Source organism: Kineosporia babensis (assembly GCF_021129305.1).
Classification (GTDB): domain Bacteria; phylum Actinomycetota; class Actinomycetes; order Actinomycetales; family Kineosporiaceae; genus Kineosporia; species Kineosporia babensis.
The window spans coordinates 346,044-365,542 of the sequence record NZ_JAJOMB010000007.1; the positions used below are offsets into that span (position 1 = coordinate 346,044).

General features: G+C 69.4%; 16 protein-coding genes and 1 tRNA gene. 3 read left to right on the forward strand and 14 right to left on the reverse strand.

Translation table 11 applies throughout. The features are described from left to right. Window positions 1-215 precede the first annotated feature (215 nt). Both LR394_RS16090 and leuS read right to left on the reverse strand, forming a co-directional pair. A tRNA-Pro gene (locus tag LR394_RS16090) sits at window positions 216-292 on the reverse strand. A gap of 94 nt (window positions 293-386) precedes the next feature. Beyond that, a complete protein-coding gene (gene leuS, locus LR394_RS16095) occupies window positions 387-2,888 on the reverse strand; it encodes a leucine--tRNA ligase (protein WP_231442617.1) in 2,502 nt (833 codons plus the stop codon). A gap of 205 nt (window positions 2,889-3,093) precedes the next feature. Between leuS and LR394_RS16100 the strand changes: the two genes are divergently transcribed. Further along, entirely contained in the window at window positions 3,094-4,101 is a 1,008-nt protein-coding gene (locus LR394_RS16100; protein ID WP_231442620.1) for an intradiol ring-cleavage dioxygenase, read from the forward strand. 109 nt (window positions 4,102-4,210) lie between these two features. Then, entirely contained in the window at window positions 4,211-5,050 is an 840-nt protein-coding gene (locus tag LR394_RS16105; protein ID WP_231442622.1) for a hypothetical protein, read from the forward strand. Window positions 5,051-5,077: 27 nt separating this feature from the next. Here LR394_RS16105 and der read toward each other — a convergent pair whose 3' ends face one another. The 9 genes from der to ald form a co-directional block, all read right to left on the reverse strand. After that, entirely contained in the window at window positions 5,078-6,598 is a 1,521-nt protein-coding gene (gene der, locus LR394_RS16110; protein WP_231442624.1) for a ribosome biogenesis GTPase Der, read from the reverse strand. Beyond that, window positions 6,598-7,383, reverse strand: coding sequence for a (d)CMP kinase (gene cmk, locus LR394_RS16115; RefSeq protein WP_407937062.1), 786 nt, complete (start codon window positions 7,381-7,383; stop codon window positions 6,598-6,600). Before cmk ends, der begins: the two co-directional genes overlap by 1 nt. 161 nt (window positions 7,384-7,544) lie before the next feature. Next, window positions 7,545-8,636, reverse strand: a complete 1,092-nt coding sequence (locus LR394_RS16120) for a prephenate dehydrogenase (protein WP_231442629.1) — start codon at window positions 8,634-8,636, stop codon at window positions 7,545-7,547. Between the two features lie 6 nt (window positions 8,637-8,642). Continuing rightward, window positions 8,643-9,542, reverse strand: a complete 900-nt coding sequence (locus LR394_RS16125; RefSeq protein WP_231442631.1) for a pseudouridine synthase — start codon at window positions 9,540-9,542, stop codon at window positions 8,643-8,645. After that, window positions 9,539-10,183: an SMC-Scp complex subunit ScpB gene (gene scpB / locus LR394_RS16130; protein WP_231442633.1), complete on the reverse strand. Its 645-nt coding sequence runs from the start codon at window positions 10,181-10,183 to the stop codon at window positions 9,539-9,541. The genes LR394_RS16125 and scpB overlap by 4 nt, the downstream gene beginning before the upstream one ends. A gap of 37 nt (window positions 10,184-10,220) precedes the next feature. After that, complete coding sequence (locus tag LR394_RS16135) at window positions 10,221-11,279, reverse strand: segregation and condensation protein A (RefSeq protein ID WP_231442635.1); 1,059 nt, start codon at window positions 11,277-11,279, stop codon at window positions 10,221-10,223. Between the two features lie 17 nt (window positions 11,280-11,296). Continuing rightward, window positions 11,297-12,112, reverse strand: coding sequence for a ParA family protein (locus LR394_RS16140; protein WP_231442688.1), 816 nt, complete (start codon window positions 12,110-12,112; stop codon window positions 11,297-11,299). A 274-nt stretch (window positions 12,113-12,386) separates the two neighbouring features. Beyond that, window positions 12,387-13,304, reverse strand: a complete 918-nt coding sequence (gene xerD, locus LR394_RS16145; RefSeq protein WP_407937063.1) for a site-specific tyrosine recombinase XerD — start codon at window positions 13,302-13,304, stop codon at window positions 12,387-12,389. Between the two features lie 674 nt (window positions 13,305-13,978). Then, the gene (ald, locus tag LR394_RS16150; protein WP_231442639.1) at window positions 13,979-15,094 is read right to left on the reverse strand and encodes an alanine dehydrogenase; all 1,116 of its coding nucleotides are present in this window, start codon (window positions 15,092-15,094) and stop codon (window positions 13,979-13,981) included. A gap of 178 nt (window positions 15,095-15,272) precedes the next feature. Here ald and LR394_RS16155 point away from each other — a divergent pair, with 178 nt between their 5' ends. After that, a complete protein-coding gene (locus LR394_RS16155) occupies window positions 15,273-15,881 on the forward strand; it encodes a hypothetical protein (RefSeq protein WP_231442641.1) in 609 nt (202 codons plus the stop codon). A 36-nt stretch (window positions 15,882-15,917) separates the two neighbouring features. On the opposite strand, the gene LR394_RS16160 is transcribed toward LR394_RS16155, so the two are convergent. The 3 genes from LR394_RS16160 to LR394_RS16170 form a co-directional block, all read right to left on the reverse strand. Further along, on the reverse strand, window positions 15,918-16,796 hold the full coding sequence (locus tag LR394_RS16160) for an alpha/beta fold hydrolase (protein WP_231442643.1): 879 nt from the start codon (window positions 16,794-16,796) through the stop codon (window positions 15,918-15,920). Window positions 16,797-17,118: 322 nt separating this feature from the next. Beyond that, window positions 17,119-17,757 (reverse strand): NUDIX domain-containing protein, encoded by a 639-nt coding sequence (locus LR394_RS16165; RefSeq protein ID WP_231442644.1) that lies wholly within the window; start codon window positions 17,755-17,757, stop codon window positions 17,119-17,121. Then, on the reverse strand, window positions 17,754-19,454 hold the full coding sequence (locus LR394_RS16170; RefSeq protein ID WP_231442690.1) for a CTP synthase: 1,701 nt from the start codon (window positions 19,452-19,454) through the stop codon (window positions 17,754-17,756). Before LR394_RS16170 ends, LR394_RS16165 begins: the two co-directional genes overlap by 4 nt. Window positions 19,455-19,499: the final 45 nt, after the last annotated feature.

Here is a 19,499-nt window from a genome sequence, read left to right on the forward strand (position 1 = left end):
TGCAGCGCCTTCGCCTCACCCCACGCTAGGGATCGGCCGGGCGGGCGTCGTCCATCCGCAGGGGGTCTGCGGAAATCCACCTCGCGGGGGATGCCGAGCCGGGCAGCGGCTCAAGAACGCTCAGCCAACCTCGTACTGATCTCGGATGAGCGTCTGACGAAAGTGCCAAACGCAGAATGGCTGGGAGCTTTGAAAGCCCCCAGCCATTCGAACGATGGTCGGGCTGACAGGATTTGAACCTGCGACCCCCTGACCCCCAGTCAGGTGCGCTACCAAGCTGCGCTACAGCCCGAACCGCTCCTCAGGCCCTTTTCAGTGCCTCAGAACGCTCCGCTAGCTTAGCGCACTCCGGACCATGCTCGTGCACGGCCCGGAGTGCGCCCGCGTCAGCGGGCCAGGGCGATGTTGACGAGCTTGGGCGCCCGCACCACGACCTTGGCGATGGTGGCCTCACCGACCGCCTTCTTCACCGCGTCGGACTCCAGGCTCAGGGCGCGCAGGTCGTCCTCGGTGATCCCGGCCGGTACCTGCAGCCGGTCGCGGACCTTGCCGTTGACCTGGACGATGCAGGTGACCTCGTCGGCGACCGTCAGCGACTTGTCCACCTGGGGCCAGCTGGTGGTGGCGACCGAGGGCTCGTGGCCGAGCTTGACCCAGGCGTCGTCGGCGGTGAACGGGGCGAAACAGGACAACGCGATGACCAGGCCTTCCACACCTTCGCGGACGGCCGGGTCGGCTGCCCCGGCACCGCTGTCGACGGCCTGCTGCAGCAGGGTCGTCAGCTCCATCAGGCGGGCGATGACGACGTTCTGCCGGCCGCCCTCCATCTTCTGCGTGATCTCGTCCAGCAGGACGTGCACGCCGCGGCGGAGCTTCTGGTCCCCCGAAGCGAGATCCGCGCCGAGGGACGACTCAGGCACCAGGGAGGCCAGGCGGCGGACCCGGTTGAGCCACTTCACCGAGCCGGCCGGGGAGACCGCGGCCCAGTCGATGTCGTCCTCCGGCGGGCCGGCGAAGATCATCGTGACGCGGACCGCGTCCGGGCCGTACTGGGCGATCTGTTCCTGGAGGTTGACGATGTTGCCCAGGCTCTTGCTCATCGCCTTGCCCTCCATGATCACCTGACCCTGGTTGGTCAGGCGCTTGAAGGGCTCGACGAAGTGCAGGAGACCGGCGTCGTGCAGGGCCTTGGTCATGAACCGGGCGTAGAGCAGGTGCAGGTTCGCGTGCTCCTTGCCGCCGATGTAGTGATCGACCGGCAGCCAGCGCTTGACGCCCTCGGGGTCGAACGGCCCCTGGTCGTAGTCCGGGTTCGGGAAACGCAGGTAGTACCAGGACGAGTCGACGAACGTGTCCATCGTGTCGGTGTCCCGGCGGGCCGGCTTGCCGCACTTGGGGCACTCGACCTTGAGCCACTCGGTGGCGGTGCCCAGCGGCGACTGGTTGTCGTCGGGCTTCAGCGAGAAGCCGCTCTCCGGCAGCTTGACCGGCAGCTGCTCGACCGGGACGCCGACCTCGCCGCAGTCCTCGCAGTGGATGATCGGGATCGGCGTACCCCAGAACCGCTGCCGCGACAGCAGCCAGTCACGCAGCCGGTAGGTGATCGCCCCCTCGCCGACGCCCTGCTTCTCCAGGTGGGCGATGATCGCGGGCAGCGCGTCGCCGGAGTTCAGGCCGTCGAACTCGCCCGAGGCGACCATCGTCCCGCGAGCGGCCGTGGCCACCCAGGTCTCGGCCGGGTCGTCCTCGCCGGTCTCGACCACCTTACGGACCGGCAGGCCCATCGCCTTGGCGAAGTCCAGGTCGCGCTGGTCGTGGGCCGGCACCGCCATCAGCGCACCGGTGCCGTAGTCGGCCAGTACGTAGTCGGAGGCGTAGACCGGGATCTGCTCGCCGTTGACCGGGTTGATCGCGTAAGTGCCCAGGAACACACCGGTCTTGGCGCGGTCGGAGGCCAGCCGCTCGACCTCGGAGGTGCCGCCCAGCTGCGCGATGTACGCCTCCAGGGCCTCCTTGTGCTCGTCGGTGACCAGCTCGCGGGCCAGCGGGGCGTCCGCGGCGACCACGAAGAAGGTGGCGCCGTACAGGGTGTCGGGGCGGGTGGTGAAGACCCGCACCGGCTCCTCACGGCCGACGATCCTGAAGTCGACGTGCGCCCCGGAAGACCGGCCGATCCAGTTGCGCTGCATGGCCAGGATGTCTTCCGGCCACTCACCCTGCAGCTGGTCCATGTCGTCCAGCAGGCGCTGCGCGTAGTCGGTGATCCGGAAGAACCACTGGGTCAGGTTGCGGCGCTCGACGGCGGTGCCGCAGCGCTCGCAGTGGCCCTGCACGACCTGCTCGTTGGCCAGCACCGTGTGGTCCTTCGGGCACCAGTTCACCGGGGAGGCCTTGCGGTAGGCCAGGCCCTGGTCGAACAGCTTCAGGAAGATCCACTGGTTCCAGCGGTAGTACTCGGGGTCGGAGGTGTGCAGCCGGGTGCGCCAGTCGAACGAGACGCCCAGGCGCTTGAACGACGCCGCCTGCACCGCGATGTTGTCGTACGTCCAGGTGCGCGGGTGCAGATCCCGCTTGATCGCGGCGTTCTCGGCGGGCAGACCGAAGCTGTCCCAGCCGATCGGGTTCAGCGTGTTGTAGCCGCGCAGCCGGTCGAACCGGGCGATGACGTCGCTGATCGAATACACCTCGGCGTGCCCCATGTGCAGGTCGCCGGAGGGGTAGGGGTACATGCTGACGATGTACGAGCGCTTCTGGCCGGTCTCGTCGAGGCCGGGCTCGGGCGCGGTAAGGCCCTTGGCCTCGAACGTCCTGCGCTCTTCCCATACCTTGACCCACTGGTCCAGGTCGATCTGGTCGACGGTGTCCCGCCGCTCGTCATGCTCGCTCATCATGTCCAACATCTACGCGAAACCGGAGGGTTGACCTTCCAAGCCTAGTGGACTAAAAGCATCGGCTGCTCGGATCACAACCCGAGCGCTCCCAGGGAACTCCCAGAGATCTTGGAGATCGGCCGCAGACCCTCCACAGCAGATCGATAGCTGCCGTTGGTGTGCTGGGGACCGTTCAAGAAGCCAGCACACTTCAGGAGCCGATGTGAGCACCGACCAGCAGATTCCCGACCCGGTCACGGACAACGCCGCCTATGTGCGGGCCGTGCACGACAAGGGGCTCGGCTTCGACCTGCGCACCATGTCGCGGCGCAACATGCTCGGCGGTCTGGGCTCGGTGTTCCTGCTCGCCGCCTGCGGCGGTACCTCGGACAGCTCCGACGCGAGCAGCACCACCAGCAGCGGGATCACCGAGATCGAGTCCGAGACCAACGGCCCCTACCCGGCCGACGGCACCAACGGCATCGACGTGCGCACCGAGTCGGGCATCGTGCGCAGCGACATCACCTCCTCGTTCGGCGACTCCACCAAGACCGCCGAAGGCGTGCCCCTGACCATCGAGTTCACCATCACCGACCTCACCGGCGCGGCGTTGTCCGGCGCGGCCGTGTACGTCTGGCACTGCGACCGCGAGGGCCTGTACTCGCTGTACTCCGAGGGCATCACCGAGGAGAACTACCTGCGCGGCATCCAGGAGACCGACGCCAACGGCGTGGTCAGCTTCACCAGCATCTTCCCGGCCTGTTACACCGGCCGGTGGCCGCACATCCACTTCGAGGTCTACGACTCGCTGGCCGACGCCACCAGTGGCGAGGGGACGATCCGCAAGACCTCGCAGATGGCGTTGCCGGAAGAGATCAACGACGTGGTCTACGCCGAGGACGGTTACAGCGCGAGCGTCAGCAATATGAGCCAGGTGACGCTGGAGGACGACAACGTCTTTGGGGACGACGATGCGGCCACCGAGATGGGAACTGTCACCGGAAGCGTCTCCGCGGGGTACGTGGCCAAGCTGACCGCCGCAATCGATCCGACGGGTACGGACGACGAAATTCAGATGGGTGGCGGTGGCGGCGCCCCCGGCGGCGAGGGCGGTACCCCTCCGAGCGGTGGTCCCGGTGAGGGCGGCACTCCCCCGAGCGGCGCGCCCTCCGGCGAGATGGGTACCCCGCCCAGCGGCGCTCCGCAGCCGACGGCAAGTGCCAGTAGCTGAAAACCCCAACAGCACAATGAGGGACGCCCGCCAGCCCTACCGCTGGCGGGCGTCCCTCATTGGTGGTCCAGTGGGCGAAAAGACCGTTTTACCCTAGTACACTCACTGTGTGTTCACCCGCACCGCCTGCCTTCTCGTGGTCTCCGCCCTCATCGCCGGCTGCTCGTCCAGCCCGAAAGCTGTCGAACCGGCGGCCGAGCGCCAGCCTGCTCGCACCGCTGACGAGCTCGGCGAGTTGCTGCTGCAGAGTCCGCAGAACGAGCCTCACTCAGCCCGCGTCTCCATGACCGAAGAGTCGGATACCGAAACCTTTTACACGTTCGACGCCTGGGCCACCTTTGAGGACGACGACACCACGGGCCATTTCAGGACCAAGACGTTCGCCACCGAAGACACTCCGGCCCACCACGAGGAGTGGATCCGGACCGACTCCGCCGCGTTCAAGAAGGTGGACGAGAAGCCGGATCCGTGGCTGGAACACGAGTACTCACCCAATCCGCTGCTTGTTCCGGACGTGAACGGCTACGCCCGCAGCCTGCTCGAGCAGCCGCACGTCTCGATCCTGCCCGATCATCAGGAGGACGGAATCACCACGACCAGGATCTCCGGGCAGTTGGCGGTCGAGGCGATCGAGTACCTCGAGCCGCGCCTGTACGCAAGCCTGCGCAGCGGGGACTTCGACTACATCGAGACGATGGACGTCCAGATCTGCCTGGACTCCTCGGGCCGGGTCGTCCGGTTCGATCGCTGGCTCATGGTGGACAGCGGCTTCTCCGCGGGCAGCAGTTCGGACGGGCAGTCGCGCTGGATCTACCCCGAGAGCAGCCACACCCTGCTCCGGATGTCGCACTTCGGCCTGCCGTTCGAGCAGGCCGCCCCCACCGACGACACGACGTTCCCCGAAAGCCTGGAAGGCGACCCACAAACCAGCGGACGCCCGGCAGCGTGAGGCTGTCGGGCGTCCGTTGGTTCTGACTTACTTCTTGCGGGAACGCTTTTCGCGGGGGCGCACCGAGACCTCGATTGGGGTGCCCTCGAACCCGAACGTCTCACGCAGCCGCCGCTCGATGAACCGGCGGTAGCCGGCCTCGAAGAAGCCGCTGGTGAACAGCACGAAGCGCGGCGGCTTGGTGGAGACCTGCGAGCCGTACAGGATGCGCGGCTGCTTACCGCCACGCACCGGGTGCGGGTGGGACTGCATGATCTCGGCCAGCAGCGAGTTCAGCTTGCCGGTCGGCACCCGGGTCTCCCACGACTCCAGCGCCGTGTCGAGCGCCGGGGTGAGCCGGTTGACGTGCCATTTCGTGCTCGCCGAGACGTTGATCCGGGGGGCCCACTGGATCTGCACGAGGTCGGTCTCGAACTCGCGCTCGAGGAACTTGCGGCGTTCCTCGTCCATCAGGTCCCACTTGTTGTACGCGATCACCATCGCCCGGCCGGACTCCTGGACCATCGAGATGATCCGCTGGTCCTGCTCGGACAGCGGCTCGCTGGAGTCCAGCAGGATAACCGCGACCTCGGCCTTCTCCAGCGCGGCGTGGGTGCGCAGGGAGGCGTAGAAGTCGGCGCCGCGGGTCAGGTGCACGCGGCGGCGGATGCCGGCGGTGTCCACGAACTGCCACTGCCGACCGTTGATGTCGATGATCTCGTCGACCGGGTCGCGGGTGGTGCCGGCGGTGGAGTCGACCACCACCCGGTTCTCCCCGGCCAGCGCATTCAGCAGGCTGGACTTACCCACGTTGGGCCGGCCCAGCAGGGCGACCCGGCGCAGGCCGGTGGCCCGCTCCTCGCCGACCGCCGAAACCTCGGGCAGCGCGGCCAGAACCGCGTCCAGCAGGTCACCGCTGCCCCGCCCGTGCAGCGCGGAGACCGGGTACGGCTCGCCCAGGCCGAGCGACCACAGCGACGCGGCCTCGAGCTCGCCGCGGGTGTCGTCGACCTTGTTGGCGGCCAGGATCACCGGCTTCTTGGTCCGGCGCAGCAGCTTGACCACGGCCTCGTCGGTCGCAGTGGCGCCGACCTGGCCGTCGACCACGAACAGCACGGCGTCGGCCAGCTCGATCGCGATCTCGGCCTGCTCGGCCACCCGGCCGGCCAGGCCCTTGGCGTCGTGCTCCCAGCCACCGGTGTCGACCACGACGAAACGCCGCCCGGCCCACTCGGTCTCGTAGCGCACCCGGTCGCGGGTGACGCCGGGGACGTCCTCGACGACCGCTTCGCGGCGCCCGAGCACGCGGTTGACCAGCGTGGACTTGCCCACGTTGGGCCGTCCGACGATGGCCAGCACCGGCAGCGCCCCGGCGGAGGAGTCCTCGTCGAAGTCCTCGCCCTCGGCGTCAAGCAGCTTGAGGTCGGACTCGGACAGGTCGTAGTCGGCCAGGCCCGCGCGCAGCGCGTGGTCCAGGCCGGGGGTCTCAGGTTCTTCGGCTCCGTAGCCCGCGGCGATGTCGTGGACGACAGTCGGTTCGGCGAACTCGGAGGGGTCTTGCGTGGACATCAGGAAACGGCACCAGCCCTGGCATTTTCGTCGAGGTCGGCGACGGAGCCGGTACCGGTGACGGTCCGGGCGATGGCGGTCAGCACGGCATCGACGGTCTGCTCGAAGTCGAGCGCCGAGGAGTCCAGGTGCAGCACGCCGTCCGCGGCGACCTCGAAGTTGGAAACGGTGGAGTCGTCGGAGTCCCGGCGCACGATCTGGTCGCGGGTGGCCTCGACGGAGGCGGCGTCGGCCGTGCCGTGCAGCTCCTTGGCCCGCCGGGCCAGGCGCGCGGCCTCGCTGGCGGTGAGCAGGATGCGCACATCGGCGTCGGGGGCGACGACGGTGGTGATGTCCCGGCCCTCGGCCACCACGCCCGCGTGCGGGCCGGCCGCGGCGGCCGCGATCAGGTCACGCTGACGCTTGAGCATGTTGGCCCGCACGTCGAGGTTGGTGGCGACCTTGGAGACGATGGTCGAGATCCGGGTCTCGCGGATGGCGGCGTTGACGTCGTGACCGGCCACCCAGGCCCCGGGAGCAGACGGGTCGGTGGCCATGGTCAGGTCGAACCCGGCCACGTGCCCGGCCACCGCCGGGGCGTCGGCCAGGTCGATCCCGGACTCCACGACCGACCAGGTGGCCGCGCGGTACATCGCGCCGGTGTCCAGGTACTCCAGGCCCAGCCGGCGCGCCACCTCACGCGAGACGCTGGACTTGCCGGACCCGGACGGGCCGTCCACGGCGATCACCAGGGGTCGCGCTTCGATCAGGTCTGCGATCCGGTCGGACTGCGCGGACACGGTGATACCTCCGTGGACTGGTTCGGCTTTGACGGCATGGCCGGGCTACCGGCGACGGTGGTGAACAACGCCTGGCAGACCCGTGACCTTCCTAGGTTAGTCGAGTCGCGGGCCACATCCGACATCGCGCCGATCAGGCCACCCTTACGGCTCGCCCGATCTGCCGGTTACGCCACGTTCCAGCCCTTGGCCCGCAGCGCGGTCTCCAGCTCCTCGCGCACCGCGGGCAGCACCGAGACGCTGCCCAGACCCACCCGGGCCCCCGGCGAGTGCTCCAGGCTGAACTCCTCGACGTTGATCCCGGCCGCGCCGATGTCCTCGAACAGCCGGGCCAGCTGACCGGGCCGGTCCGGCAGCAGCGCGGTGACCACGGCGTACCGGGTGGGCGGCTGGCCGTGCTTGCCGGGGATGCGCTCGCGGCCTTCGCGGCCGTTGTGGATGACCTGGGCCACCGCCGCCCGGGCGCCCACCGCGTCGTCGGTGCCGAGGGCGTCCAGGGCGGCGATCAGGCCGATCAGGTCCTGCTGCACGTCCTTCAGCACCTCGGCCACCTGCGGGGCGTTGGCCGAGAGGATCTGGGCCCACAGCATCGGGTCGCTGTCGGCGATGCGGGTGACGTCGCGCAGCCCCTGCCCGGCCAGGCCCACGGCCGGATCGGCGGCCTTGACCAGCCGGGAGGCGACCAGGCTGGCCGCCAGCTGGGGCACGTGCGAGATCAGCGCCACCGCTTCGTCGTGCTCGGCCGCGGGCATGAACACCGGTGAGGCGCCCAGCGAGATCGCCAGCATCCGGACCGGCTCGGTGTAGCGCCGCTCGGTGCCGCACACCACCCACGGCCGGCCCAGGAAGAGATCGGCCCGCGCCGCGGTGGGGCCGGATCGCTCCCGACCCGCCATCGGGTGGCCACCGGTGTAGCGTTCGGCGCCCACGACGTCCTTGATCGACGCCGTGATCCCGCCCTTGACGCTGGCCACGTCGGTGACCACGGCCTCCGGGTGCGCCTGGAGCTCGGCCGCCACCACCTCGGCGGTCACGTCCGGCGGCGCCCCGACCACGACCAGCTGCACCGGCACACCACCGGGGTCCGGCTCGCCCGCCCCGACATCGCGAGCCAGGGCCAGCGCGGTGGGCGACGGGTCGTGCAGCAGCACCCGCACACCCATGCTGCGCAGGCCCAGCCCGATGCTGGTGCCGAGCAGGCCGGTGCCGACGATGCGGACGGTGCCGAGTTCGGCCGCGGCCGCCGGATCGAGACTCATCGCCGGTTACAGGTCCACTGCGTCGAACAGCTTGCTGAGTTCCTCGCCGTGGATCGCCCGGGTGCGGCCCGAACGCAGGCCGCCCATCACCACCGGGCCGATCTGGATCCGGCACAGCTGCAGCACCGGGTAGCCGACCTCGGCGAGCATCCGCCGGACGATGTGGTTGCGGCCCTCGTGCAGGGTGATCTCCAGCAGCGCCTTGCCCGGGCGGGAGTCGACCATCCGGAAGGAGTCGGCCTTGACCGGGCCGTCCTCCAGCTCGATCCCCGAGCGCAGCTTCTTGCCGATGTCCTTGGCCACCGGCCCGGCCACCTCGGCCAGGTAGGTCTTGGGCACCTCGTGCGAGGGGTGGGTCAGCCGGTGCGCCAGGTTGCCGTCGTTGGTCAGGATCAGCAGGCCCTCGGTGGCGGTGTCCAGCCGGCCGACGTGGAACAGCCGCTCGTCCAGGGCGTTGGGCCGCTGCGAGAGGATGTCGCCGACGCAGGGCCGGCCCTCCGGGTCGCTCATCGTGGTGACCACGCCCGGGGGCTTGTTCAGCGCCAGGTAGATCAGCGACTGGTCGAGCTGCAGCCGGACCCCGTCGACGTGCACGATCGACTTGGCCGGGTCGATCCGGACCCCGAGCTCACGCACGGTGGCGCCGTCGACCTGCACCCGGCCGGCCTCGATCAGGTCCTCGCTGGCGCGCCGGGACGCGACGCCGGCCTGGGCCAGCACCTTCTGCAGACGCACGCCGTCCGGGTCGTGCACGTCCTTGGCCGGTTCCTTGGGGGCACGCGCGACCGGCTTGGAGCCGAAGGCGGCGCCACTGCGGTCACGCCCGCCACGAATGGCGTTACGGGCACCGGGAACCTTGGGGCTCTGGCCGCGGTGCGCGGATTTACGGGGCTTGGGGGGAGTCATGAAACACCTGCCGGGAAGTCGTCGAGGGCGTCGATCTCGGGCAGGAACGGCGCCAGGGAAGGCAGCGCGTCCAGCGAGGTCAGGCCCAGTTTGTGCAAGAAGGTCTGGGTGGTTGCGTACAAGGTGGCGCCGGTCTCCGGATCGTTGCCGGCGTCTTCGACCAGGCCGCGGGTGACCAGCGTGCGCATCACCGCGTCCACGTTCACGCCCCGGACGGCGGAGACTCGGGCGCGGCTGACCGGCTGGCGGTAGGCCACGATCGCCAGAGTCTCCAGGGCGGCCTGGCTGAGCTTGGAGGTCTGCCCGTCCAGGACGAAGCGTTCCAGCACCGGCGAGAATTCCGGACGGCTGTAGATCCGCCAGCCCCCGGCCACCCGCCGCAGCTCGAAACCGCGGGCATCGTTGTCGTAGTCCGCCACCAGGCCGGCCAGCAGCTCGGTGACGTGCTCGACGGTGACGTCCAGCGCCGAGGCCAGCTGCACCTCGTCCACCGGGTTCTCGACCACCATGAGCACGGCCTCCAGCGCGGCACGGGCGCCGCCGGGAAGGTCGTCGAGGTCGGGGACGTCACCGGCCGCGGGGTCTTCGCCCTCGGCCTCGCTGTTCCCGTTGCCCACCTCGGGCGGTTCCTCGTCGCTCACCGCTCTATCATGCCTTGTCCAGCGGCGAGCTCTGACATCACGAGAGGGCCCGGAGGTCTTCCTCGGTCACGATGCCGTCGGGGTCGGGGCCCGGCTCCTCGGTGACGGCCTCGATGCCCTCGAACTCGTCCACGTCGATCTCGCCCAGGTCGGCGCCGGTCCAGCGCACGGTCAGCTCGCCCAGCGGGGAGACCTGGTCGAACGCGACGGCGGCCTCGCGGAACAGCTCCAGCAGGGCCAGGAACCGGGCGATCACCACCAGCTTGCCGTCGGCATCAGTGACCAGTTGGCGGAAGCTGGCGGTCCCGGCCCGGCGCAGCCGGTCCACGATCAGGGCGGCCTGCTCACGCACGCTGACCGCCGGATTGTGCAGGTGGTCGAGCTTGACCTTGGGTGGTTCCTTGGGGGTGAGCGCCTTGGCCGCGAGCTCGGCGAACTGCAGCGGGGTCAGGCCCAGCACCAGTTCGGGCAGGAGCTTGGTGAGCTGCTCCTCCATCGGCACGTCGCGCGGGGCGCGGCGGTTCTCGGCCTCGATCCGGCCGGAGAGGGTCTTGGCCACGTCCTTGAACGCGCGGTACTGCAGCAGCCGGGCGAAGAGCAGGTCGCGGGCCTCGAGCAGGGCTAGGTCCTCGTCGTCCTCGACCTCGGCGGCGGGCAGCAGGCGGGCCGCCTTGAGGTCGAGCAAGGTGGCCGCGACCAGCAGGAACTCGCTCACCTCGCCGAGGTCCCAGTCCGCCCCGAGGGCTTTGACGTAGGCCAGGAAGTCGTCGGTGACCTGGGCGATCGCGATCTCGGTGACGTCCAGCTTGTGCTTGGAGATCAGGCCGAGCAGCAGGTCGAAGGGGCCGTCGAAGTTGTCGAGGTGCACCTCGAAGCCGGAACTACGGCCGGGCAGAACTCCCCCGGGTGTGGTTTCGGAACTGGAGACGCTCTCGGGCCTTTGCGTCTCACCGTCACCTGGCGCTGCGGTTGCGTCCGGATCAGGGACGTCGTCGAGCGTTTGCGTCCGCGCTCCACCCGACCCCGAAGCGAAGTCTCCTTCCGAGACTTCCGCGCGGGGGGCGTCCGTTGCTGGTTCTTGTTCTTCGCTGTTCAAGTCAGGGTTGGCAGGTCTCAGGCGGCGTCGCCGCGCGCGATCAGCTCGCGGGCCAGCAGGCGATAGGCGTATGCGCCGGCGTGCGAGGACGCGTAGGTGGTGATCGGCTCGGCGGCCACCGAGGCGTCCGGGAACTTCACGGTCCGGCCGATCACGGTGTGGAAGACCCGCTCGCCGAAGGCCTCGACCACCCGGGCCACCACCTCCCGGCTGTGCAGGGTGCGCGGGTCGTACATGGTGGCCAGGATGCCGTCGACCTCCAGGCCCGGGTTCAGCCGGTCCTTGACCTTCTCGATCGTCTCGACCAGCAGGGCCACACCGCGCAACGCGAAGAACTCGCACTCCAGCGGGATCACCACACCGTGGGCGGCGGTGAGCGCGTTGATCGTGAGCAGGCCGAGCGAGGGCTGGCAGTCGATCAGCACCACGTCGTACTCGTCCAGCACCGGCCGCAGCGCCCGGCTCAGCACCGTCTCCCGGGCCACCTCGCTGACCAGCTGCACCTCGGCCGCGGACAGGTCGATGTTGGCCGGCAGCAGGTCCAGGTTCTCGTACTCGGTCGGCCGGATCACCTCACCGACCTCGGTGGAACGGTCCATCAGCACGTTGTAGACGGTGTGGTCCAGCTCGTGCGGGTTGATCCCCAGGCCGACCGACAGCGCGCCCTGCGGGTCGAAGTCCACCAGCAGCACCTTGCGCCCGTACTCCGCCAGCGCCGCCCCCAGGTTGATGGTCGAGGTGGTCTTGCCGACCCCGCCCTTCTGGTTGCACATCGCAATGATCCGCGCGGGTCCGTGCGCGGTGAGCGGATGCGGGTCGGGGAAGGCCGGCATCGGCCGACCGGTCGGGCCGTCACCACCGGAACTCACCAGCAGCAGGCCGTCGCCGCCGCCCCGCTCGACGGCTATGTTCGTCGACACAGCCGCAGCGGTCGTGTTGTTCGTCACGTCGTCTCCTCGGTAGCGCTTGTCGACGCCTGTCCGACATCGGGACATGACACCGGGCGTTTCGTCGATGTCCATCCTCGCGCGTCGCCGGTCGGGACCTGGCGAGGCTAGTCGGCGCGTCGCCTGGTACTCAAGCCGACTTCCGCGCTATGAGCGGATGTCAGGCCTGTAGGGCCCGGGGATGGGCCGCTACATACACCTCACGCAGCGTATCCGCGGTGACACGGGTGTAGAGCTGGGTGGTGGTCACCGAGGCGTGGCCGAGCAGTTCCTGAACCACCCGGACGTCGGCCCCGCCCTCCAGAAGATGGGTGGCGAAGGAGTGCCGGAGGGTGTGCGGAGACACTTTGCCGGACAGCTCGGCCCGGTCCGCGGCCCCGGCCAGAACTGCCCATGCACTCTGCCGGGACAGCGGTCCTCCCCTGGCGTTGAGGAACACCGCAGGTGACCCCCGTCCTTTCTCGGCCAGGCTCTTGCGGCCCCGGACGAGGTAGGCCTCGAGCGCGGCCACGGCGTAGCTGCCGACCGGGACGATGCGTTCCTTGTCGCCCTTGCCCTTGAGCCGGATCAGGCCGGACTGCAGATCCAGGTCGTCGATGGCGCAGCCCACCGCCTCGCTGATCCGGGCGCCGCAGCCGTAGAGCAGCTCCAGCAGTGCCCGATCGCGCAGACCCGTGGCGGTCTCGGGCGGGCCTGCTGCGGCGAGCACTCGTTCCACTGCGTCCAGGCTGATCGCCTTGGGCAGGCGCTTGGGTGGGGACGGGGGCTGGACCTGACCGGCCGGGTCGATGGCGGTGCGGCCCTCGAGCAGCAGGAACCGGTGGAACCCTCTTACCGCAACGACATGCCGGGCGGCGGAGCTGGCGGAAAGGGCTGCGGCCCCGTCCTCGCCGGTGCGGATGGCGGCCAGGAAACTGGTGACGTCTCGCTCCGCGACTTTCGCCGGATCGTCCAGGCCCAGGGACAAGAGGAAGTCGACGTAACGGCGCAGATCCCGGCGATAGGCCCCGAGCGTGTTCGCCGCGAGGCCGCGTTCGACCGCGAGATGGTCCAGGTAGCCGGTCAGTGCCTCGTCCAGCGGGGTTCGGCGGACGGGCGGTTCGGCGCGCGCCTGGCCGGCTCGCGCCGGTTCGCCGCCTGGTCCTTCTACCCGCGGCTCGTCGGCCCGCGGCCTCTCGGCCGTGCTGCTGCGGCTGCGCGTGGCTTCAGCCCGGCCACGCTCGTCGGCCACAGCCCTTACCTGGTCCCGCCCGCCGGCCACTTTCACTTTCCGATCCCGCTCAACACCCGCGCTCGCCGTTTGAACCCGCCCACCAGCTACGTCCCCTGTCCCAGCCCGCCCAGCACCCACGTCCTCCAACCCAGCCGACCGGGCATCCACGTCTTCGAACCCAGCCGACCGGGCGCCTACGCCTTCGAACCCGGTCAGCCGAACCCCCACGTCCTCCAACCCAGCCGACCGGGCACCCACGTCCTCGAACCCGGTCAGCCGAACACCCACGTCCTCAAGGTGATCTGACCGAGCACCCTTGTTCCCGGCCGGATCCCGCCCGGCACCCACGTTTTCAAGCTGCTCTCGGTGAGCAACCACGTCCTCAATCTGATCCGGCCGAGCGACGCCGTCGCTCGCCTGTTCTCGCCGAACACCCTTGTCCGCAACCTGATCCCGGCGAGCGCCACTCTCCCCTCGTAGCTGCCGAGCCGTCCCCTGCTTCGACCCCCGCGCCCCCGGGGCGGACGTCGGGGTCGCCGTCAGGCCAGCACCTCGGTCAGGGCCACGTACGGCATCTCGTGCGCCGCGGCGACCGGGGCGTTGACCACTGCTCCGTCGTACGTGTTCAGTCCCAGGGCCAACGGCGGATCGGCCTTGAGCGCCTCGCGCCAGCCGCGGTTGGCCAACTCGACGGCATACGGCAGCGTGACGTTGGTCAGGGCGTACGTGCTGGTGTGGGGCACCGCGCCGGGCATGTTGGCCACGCAATAAAAGACCGACTCGTGCACCTGGTACGTCGGGTCGGCGTGCGTGGTGGGCCGGGAGTCCTCGAAGCAGCCGCCCTGGTCGATCGAGATGTCGACCAGCACGCTGCCCGGGCGCATGGTGGCCACCTGCTCGTTGGTGACCAGCTTGGGCGCCTTGGCCCCGGCCACCAGCACTGCGCCGATCACCAGGTCGGCGTCGCGGATGGCGGTCTCGATCTCCAGCGAGTTGGACGCCACCGTCTGCAGGTGCCCCTGATAGATCCGGTCCATCTCGCGCAGCCGCTCGATGTTGCGATCGAGCAGCACCACCTCGGCCTGCATGCCCAGCGCGATCGCGGCCGCGTTGGCCCCGGCCACGCCCGCGCCGATGATGACCACCTTGGCCGCGTAGACCCCCGACACACCGCCGAGCAGGATGCCCCGCCCGCCCTGGGCCCGCATCAGCGTGTGCGCACCGACCTGGGGTGCGAGCCGGCCGGCCACCTCACTCATCGGGGCCAGCAACGGCAGCGAACGGTCCGGCAGTTGCACCGTCTCGTAGGCGATCGCGGTGACCTGGCGTTTGATCAGCTCTTCGGTGAGCGGCCGGTCGGCGGCCAGGTGCAGGTACGTGAAGAGCACCTGCCCCGGGCGCATCCGCTGGTACTCCGCCGGGATCGGCTCCTTGACCTTGAGCACCAGCTCGGCGCCGGCCCAGACCTCGTCGGCGCTGGGCAGGATGCGGGCTCCGGCCGAGACGTAGTCAGCGTCGGAGATGGACGAGCCCTCCCCCGCGGACTGCTCGATCGCGACCTCGTGCCCGGCTCTGACCAGCTCGTGCACCCCGGCCGGGGTGATCGCGACCCGGTACTCGTGATTCTTGATCTCGCGCGGAACCCCGACCCTCACTCGATCAGCCGCCTCTCGTCAGCAGACCCGGTCAATGATCGCTTCGAGGCCCACTCTAGGACGGACGTCCGACAGTCACCGCGTGACGCGACGCGGCGGAGGCGGCAAACCGGCCGCGGGCCGCCCCGGCGGGCTTCTGAACCGGAAAGTGTCGGTGCGTTGTGATCTGATCATGAGCATGAGCGGTCGGTTCGTTCCCTACGCGGCCACCCCCGGTCGCGCTCTCGTGCAGGTCGTCGCCGACATCAGCGTGCTGCTGTGGGTGGTGCTCTGGTACTACGTCGCCAAGGCCGTGCATGCGGCGCTGTCGGCCATCGCCCAGGTCGGCGCCAACGTGCAGAACGGCGCCAACGGCATCTCCAGCAACCTCAACGGCGCCGGAGACAGCGCGGGCAACATCCCCTTGGCCGGAGACACCCTGGCCAAGCCGCTGAACGCCGCGGCCGGGGCGGCGCAGGAGATCGCCGGGGCCGGGCAGGGGCTCGACGAGAAGGCCACGCTCCTGGCCATCCTGCTGGCCCTTGCAGTTTCCGTCCCGCCGATCCTGGCCCTGGTGCTGCCCTGGCTGCTGCTGCGGCTGCGGTTCGCCCGGCGGGCCGGGGCCACCATTGCGCTGGCCAGGAGCGAGGGTGGTGAAAACCTGCTGGCCCTGCGAGCGCTGGCCAACCGGCCGATGCCCAAGCTGCTGGGGGTCTCGGCAGATCCGCTGGAGGGGTGGCGCACGGGCGATCAGGAAGTGGTCAAACGGCTGGCCGCGCTGGAATTGCGATCAGCCGGCCTGAAATAGCACCAGCGGTGCCGAACAGACCACGCCCGAAACAGGTCAGGGCTGGTGCCTGAGCGGCTTGCTCCGCGGGGGCGACTTCGGCGGGGCACCGTCGGCGCTGCGGACCCGGGCGATGACGGCTCGGGCTACGTCTTCGGGATGGGTTTCGGGCAGCCAGTGGCCGGTGTCCAGTTCGATGAAGGTGTAGTCGGGGCGGTGGCTGGTGGCGACGAATTCTTCGGAGAGTTCGGCGGCGGCCCGGCCCAGGAAGGCGTCTTGAGAGCCCCAGATGTAGGTGAGCGGCAGCTTGGCGCGGCCGATCGGGCCCGTGAACGGAATGCCGCGGTACCAGTTCAGGGCGCCGGTCGCGGCGTGCGGCTGGCGCAGGCGGCCGGCGTCTCGCTCGGCCATCGCCTCGGGCAGGCCGGTGCGCATCAGGTTTCGCTTGAAAGCCTTGTCGCGCACCAGTAACTCGGGCAGGCCGGGGATCTGGTTGACGGCCATGTACCAGGACTTGAGGGCCTGGGTGCTGGTGCGGAAGGCTTTGGTCAGGGCGGCCGGGTGCGGGGTAGAGAGCACGGTGGCGGAGCGGAATCGGTCGGGATGCTGGCCGGCCAGGCCCCAGACCACGGCGCCACCCCAGTCGTGGCCTACGACGTGGGCGCTCTTGTGGCCGATCGCGTCGAGGAGGGCTACGACGTCGGCCGTCAGTTCGGTCATGGCGTAGGCGCGGCGGGCGAGAGGTCGGGCGGCGGGTGAGTAGCCGCGCTGGTCGGGGGCGATGGTGCGGATGCCGGCCGAGTGCAGCAGGGGTTCGACCTTGCTCCAGCTGGTGGAGGTCTGGGGGAACCCGTGCAGGAGGATCACCGGGATGCCGTTGTCCGGGCCACTGTCACGGACGTCGAAGTTCAGGCCGTCGCGCGTGTATCGCCGCATAGCTGCACAGCGTAAGGCCCTGGTGACGCCGACGCGTGGGCGGTCCATCGCGCCGGTGGCAATATTTGCCGAGGTTGTGGCCAAGAGCCACAGAGAAAATGGGGGACGGCGTACGCACCGGAGAAGTGACAGTCACCAGAGCTGGGTGGCTGGGCCGGGCAGGAAACGGCTCCCAGGAGATTGCTGAACAATCCACTCCCGGTGAGCCAACGCAAGCCGCTGACCTGAGCTTTACGGAGCGATCAGCAGGAGGGTCGCTTTTTGTTAAGCGCCCCAGGGTCCCGGCCAGGTTCTCCGGCCGGGACCCTGGGGTCCTCAAGCGCTAGCGATAGTGCCGGTGCGCGGGCCACGGTGCGTCGGCCGGACGCAGGGTGGACCAGCCCGCCGCCTTGGAGGCCACGGCCGCCAGGATGCCGATCACGGCGCCCGGGTTGTGGATCTTGCCGGCCAGGACCGCGTCACGGGCCTCGTCCAGCGGGATCCAGCGGGTGGGCATGTTCAGCTCTTCCTCGCCGCGCTGGTACCGCTCGGCCTCGGGCACCTCGGAGACGCCGCGGGCCAGGTAGACCCGCAGGGCCTCGTTGCTGCCCCCGGGCGAGTTGAACCATTCACCCAGCAGGTCCCACTGCGAGGCCCTCAGGTCGGCCTCTTCCAGCAGTTCGCGCTTGGCCGCCTCGACCGGGTTCTCCCCCGGCACGTCGAGCAGGCCGGCGGGCAGTTCCCACAGTTCCATCTGCACCGGGTGGCGGTACTGACGGATCATCAGGATCCGGTCGGACTCGTCCAGGGCCAGCACGGTGACCGCCCCGGGATGGTCCATCAGCTCGCGGGTGACCTGGCCGCCCTCACCGAGGTCGACCTTCTCCGAGACGATGTTCCAGACCTTGCCCTGGTGGATCAGGTCGTGGGAGAGCACCGGCCGCGGGGCCAGGAAGTCCTCGAACTCCGGGACGGAACTCACGCCGTCACCGGGGCGGCGTCCTGAGCCACCGGCTCGGCGGAACGCGGGGCCTCGACCTCGACCAGACGCTCGGCGCGCTGACGGTCCACGGCCGCACCGATCAGACCGGAGAACAGCGGGTGCGCCTTGTCGGGGCGGGACTTGAACTCCGGGTGGGCCTGGGTGGCCACGTAGTACGGGTGCACCTCGCGCGGCAGCTCCACGAACTCGACCAGGGACCGGTCGGGAGACATCCCGGAGAACGAGAGTCCAGCGTCCTCAAGCTGCTTGAGGTACTTGTTGTTGACCTCGTAGCGGTGCCGGTGACGCTCGGAGACCTTCGCGGCGCCGTAGACGTCCCGCACGATGCTGCCCTCGGCAAGCACCGCGGGGTAGGCGCCCAGGCGCATGGTGCCGCCCATGTCGCCCTCGCCCGAGACGATGTGCTTCTGCTCGTCCATGGTGGCGATGACCGGGTGCTTGGCCTTCGGCTCGAACTCGGTGCTGCTGGCGTCCTTGAGGCCGGCGACGTTGCGCGCGTACTCGATCACCATGCACTGCAGGCCGAGACACAGCCCCAGGGTGGGGATCTGGTTCTCGCGGCCGTAGCGCAGGGCGCCCAGCTTGCCCTCGATACCCCGCACACCGAAGCCACCGGGAACGCAGATCGCGTCTACCCCGCGCAGCGCCTTGGCGGCGCCTTCCGGCGTGTCACAGGTGTCGGAGGCGACCCAGCGGATGTTGACCTTGGCGTCCTGGGCGAAACCACCGGCGCGCAGCGCCTCGGTCACCGACAGGTAGGCGTCCGGCAGGTCGATGTACTTGCCGACCAGGGCCAGCTCGACCTTGTGGGCCGGCTCGTGCACCCGGCGCAGCAGGTCGTTCCAGCTGTCCCACTCCACGTCGCGGAACGACAGACCCAGGCGGCGCACCACGTAGGCGTCCAGGCCCTCGGAGTGCAGCACCTTCGGGATGTCGTAGATCGAGGGCGCGTCGACCGCATTGACCACCGCTTCGACATCCACGTCGCAGGTCAGCGCGATCTTGCGCTTCATGCTCTCGGGGATCTCGCGGTCGGAGCGGCAGATCAGCGCGTCCGGCTGGATGCCGATGTTGCGCAGCGCCGCGACCGAGTGCTGGGTCGGCTTGGTCTTCAGTTCACCGCTGGGTGCCAGGTAGGGCACCAGCGAGACGTGGATGAACAACACGTTGTCGCGGCCCACGTCGCGCCGCACCTGCCGGGCGGCCTCGAGGAAGGGCAGCGACTCGATGTCACCGACCGTGCCGCCGATCTCGGTGATGATCACGTCGGCCACGCTGGCCTGGGCCCGCATCCGGGCCTTGATCTCGTCGGTGATGTGCGGGATGACCTGCACGGTGTCACCGAGGTACTCGCCGCGCCGTTCCTTGGCGATGACGGCCGAGTAGACCTGGCCGGTGGTGACGTTGGCCGATTCACCGAACTCCACGTCCAGGAAGCGCTCGTAGTGACCGATGTCGAGATCGGTCTCGGCGCCGTCGTCGGTCACGAAGACCTCGCCGTGCTGGAACGGGTTCATCGTGCCGGGGTCGACATTGAGGTACGGGTCGAGCTTCTGCATCGCTACCCGAAGGCCACGGGCCCGGAGAAGGTGACCCAGGCTGGACGCCGACAGGCCTTTACCGAGAGAGGAGGCGACGCCACCCGTGACGAAGATCTGCTTAGTGCGTTCTGGTATCCGCTGAGCCACGGGCTTTCACGTTATCAGGGTCTGCAGTTCACC

What these genes read in the sequence shown, in the direction of transcription:
- LR394_RS16140 (WP_231442688.1), bottom strand. Translation starts at nt 12,112, where the DNA reads ATGCCGGCCTTCCCCGACCCGCATCCGCTCACCGCGCACGGACCCGCG.
- leuS (WP_231442617.1), bottom strand. Translation starts at nt 2,888, where the DNA reads ATGAGCGAGCATGACGAGCGGCGGGACACCGTCGACCAGATCGACCTG.
- LR394_RS16120 (WP_231442629.1), bottom strand. Translation starts at nt 8,636, where the DNA reads ATGAGTCTCGATCCGGCGGCCGCGGCCGAACTCGGCACCGTCCGCATC.
- LR394_RS16160 (WP_231442643.1), bottom strand. Translation starts at nt 16,796, where the DNA reads ATGCGGCGATACACGCGCGACGGCCTGAACTTCGACGTCCGTGACAGT.
- LR394_RS16155 (WP_231442641.1), top strand. Translation starts at nt 15,273, where the DNA reads ATGAGCGGTCGGTTCGTTCCCTACGCGGCCACCCCCGGTCGCGCTCTC.
- der (WP_231442624.1), bottom strand. Translation starts at nt 6,598, where the DNA reads ATGTCCACGCAAGACCCCTCCGAGTTCGCCGAACCGACTGTCGTCCAC.
- LR394_RS16125 (WP_231442631.1), bottom strand. Translation starts at nt 9,542, where the DNA reads ATGACTCCCCCCAAGCCCCGTAAATCCGCGCACCGCGGCCAGAGCCCC.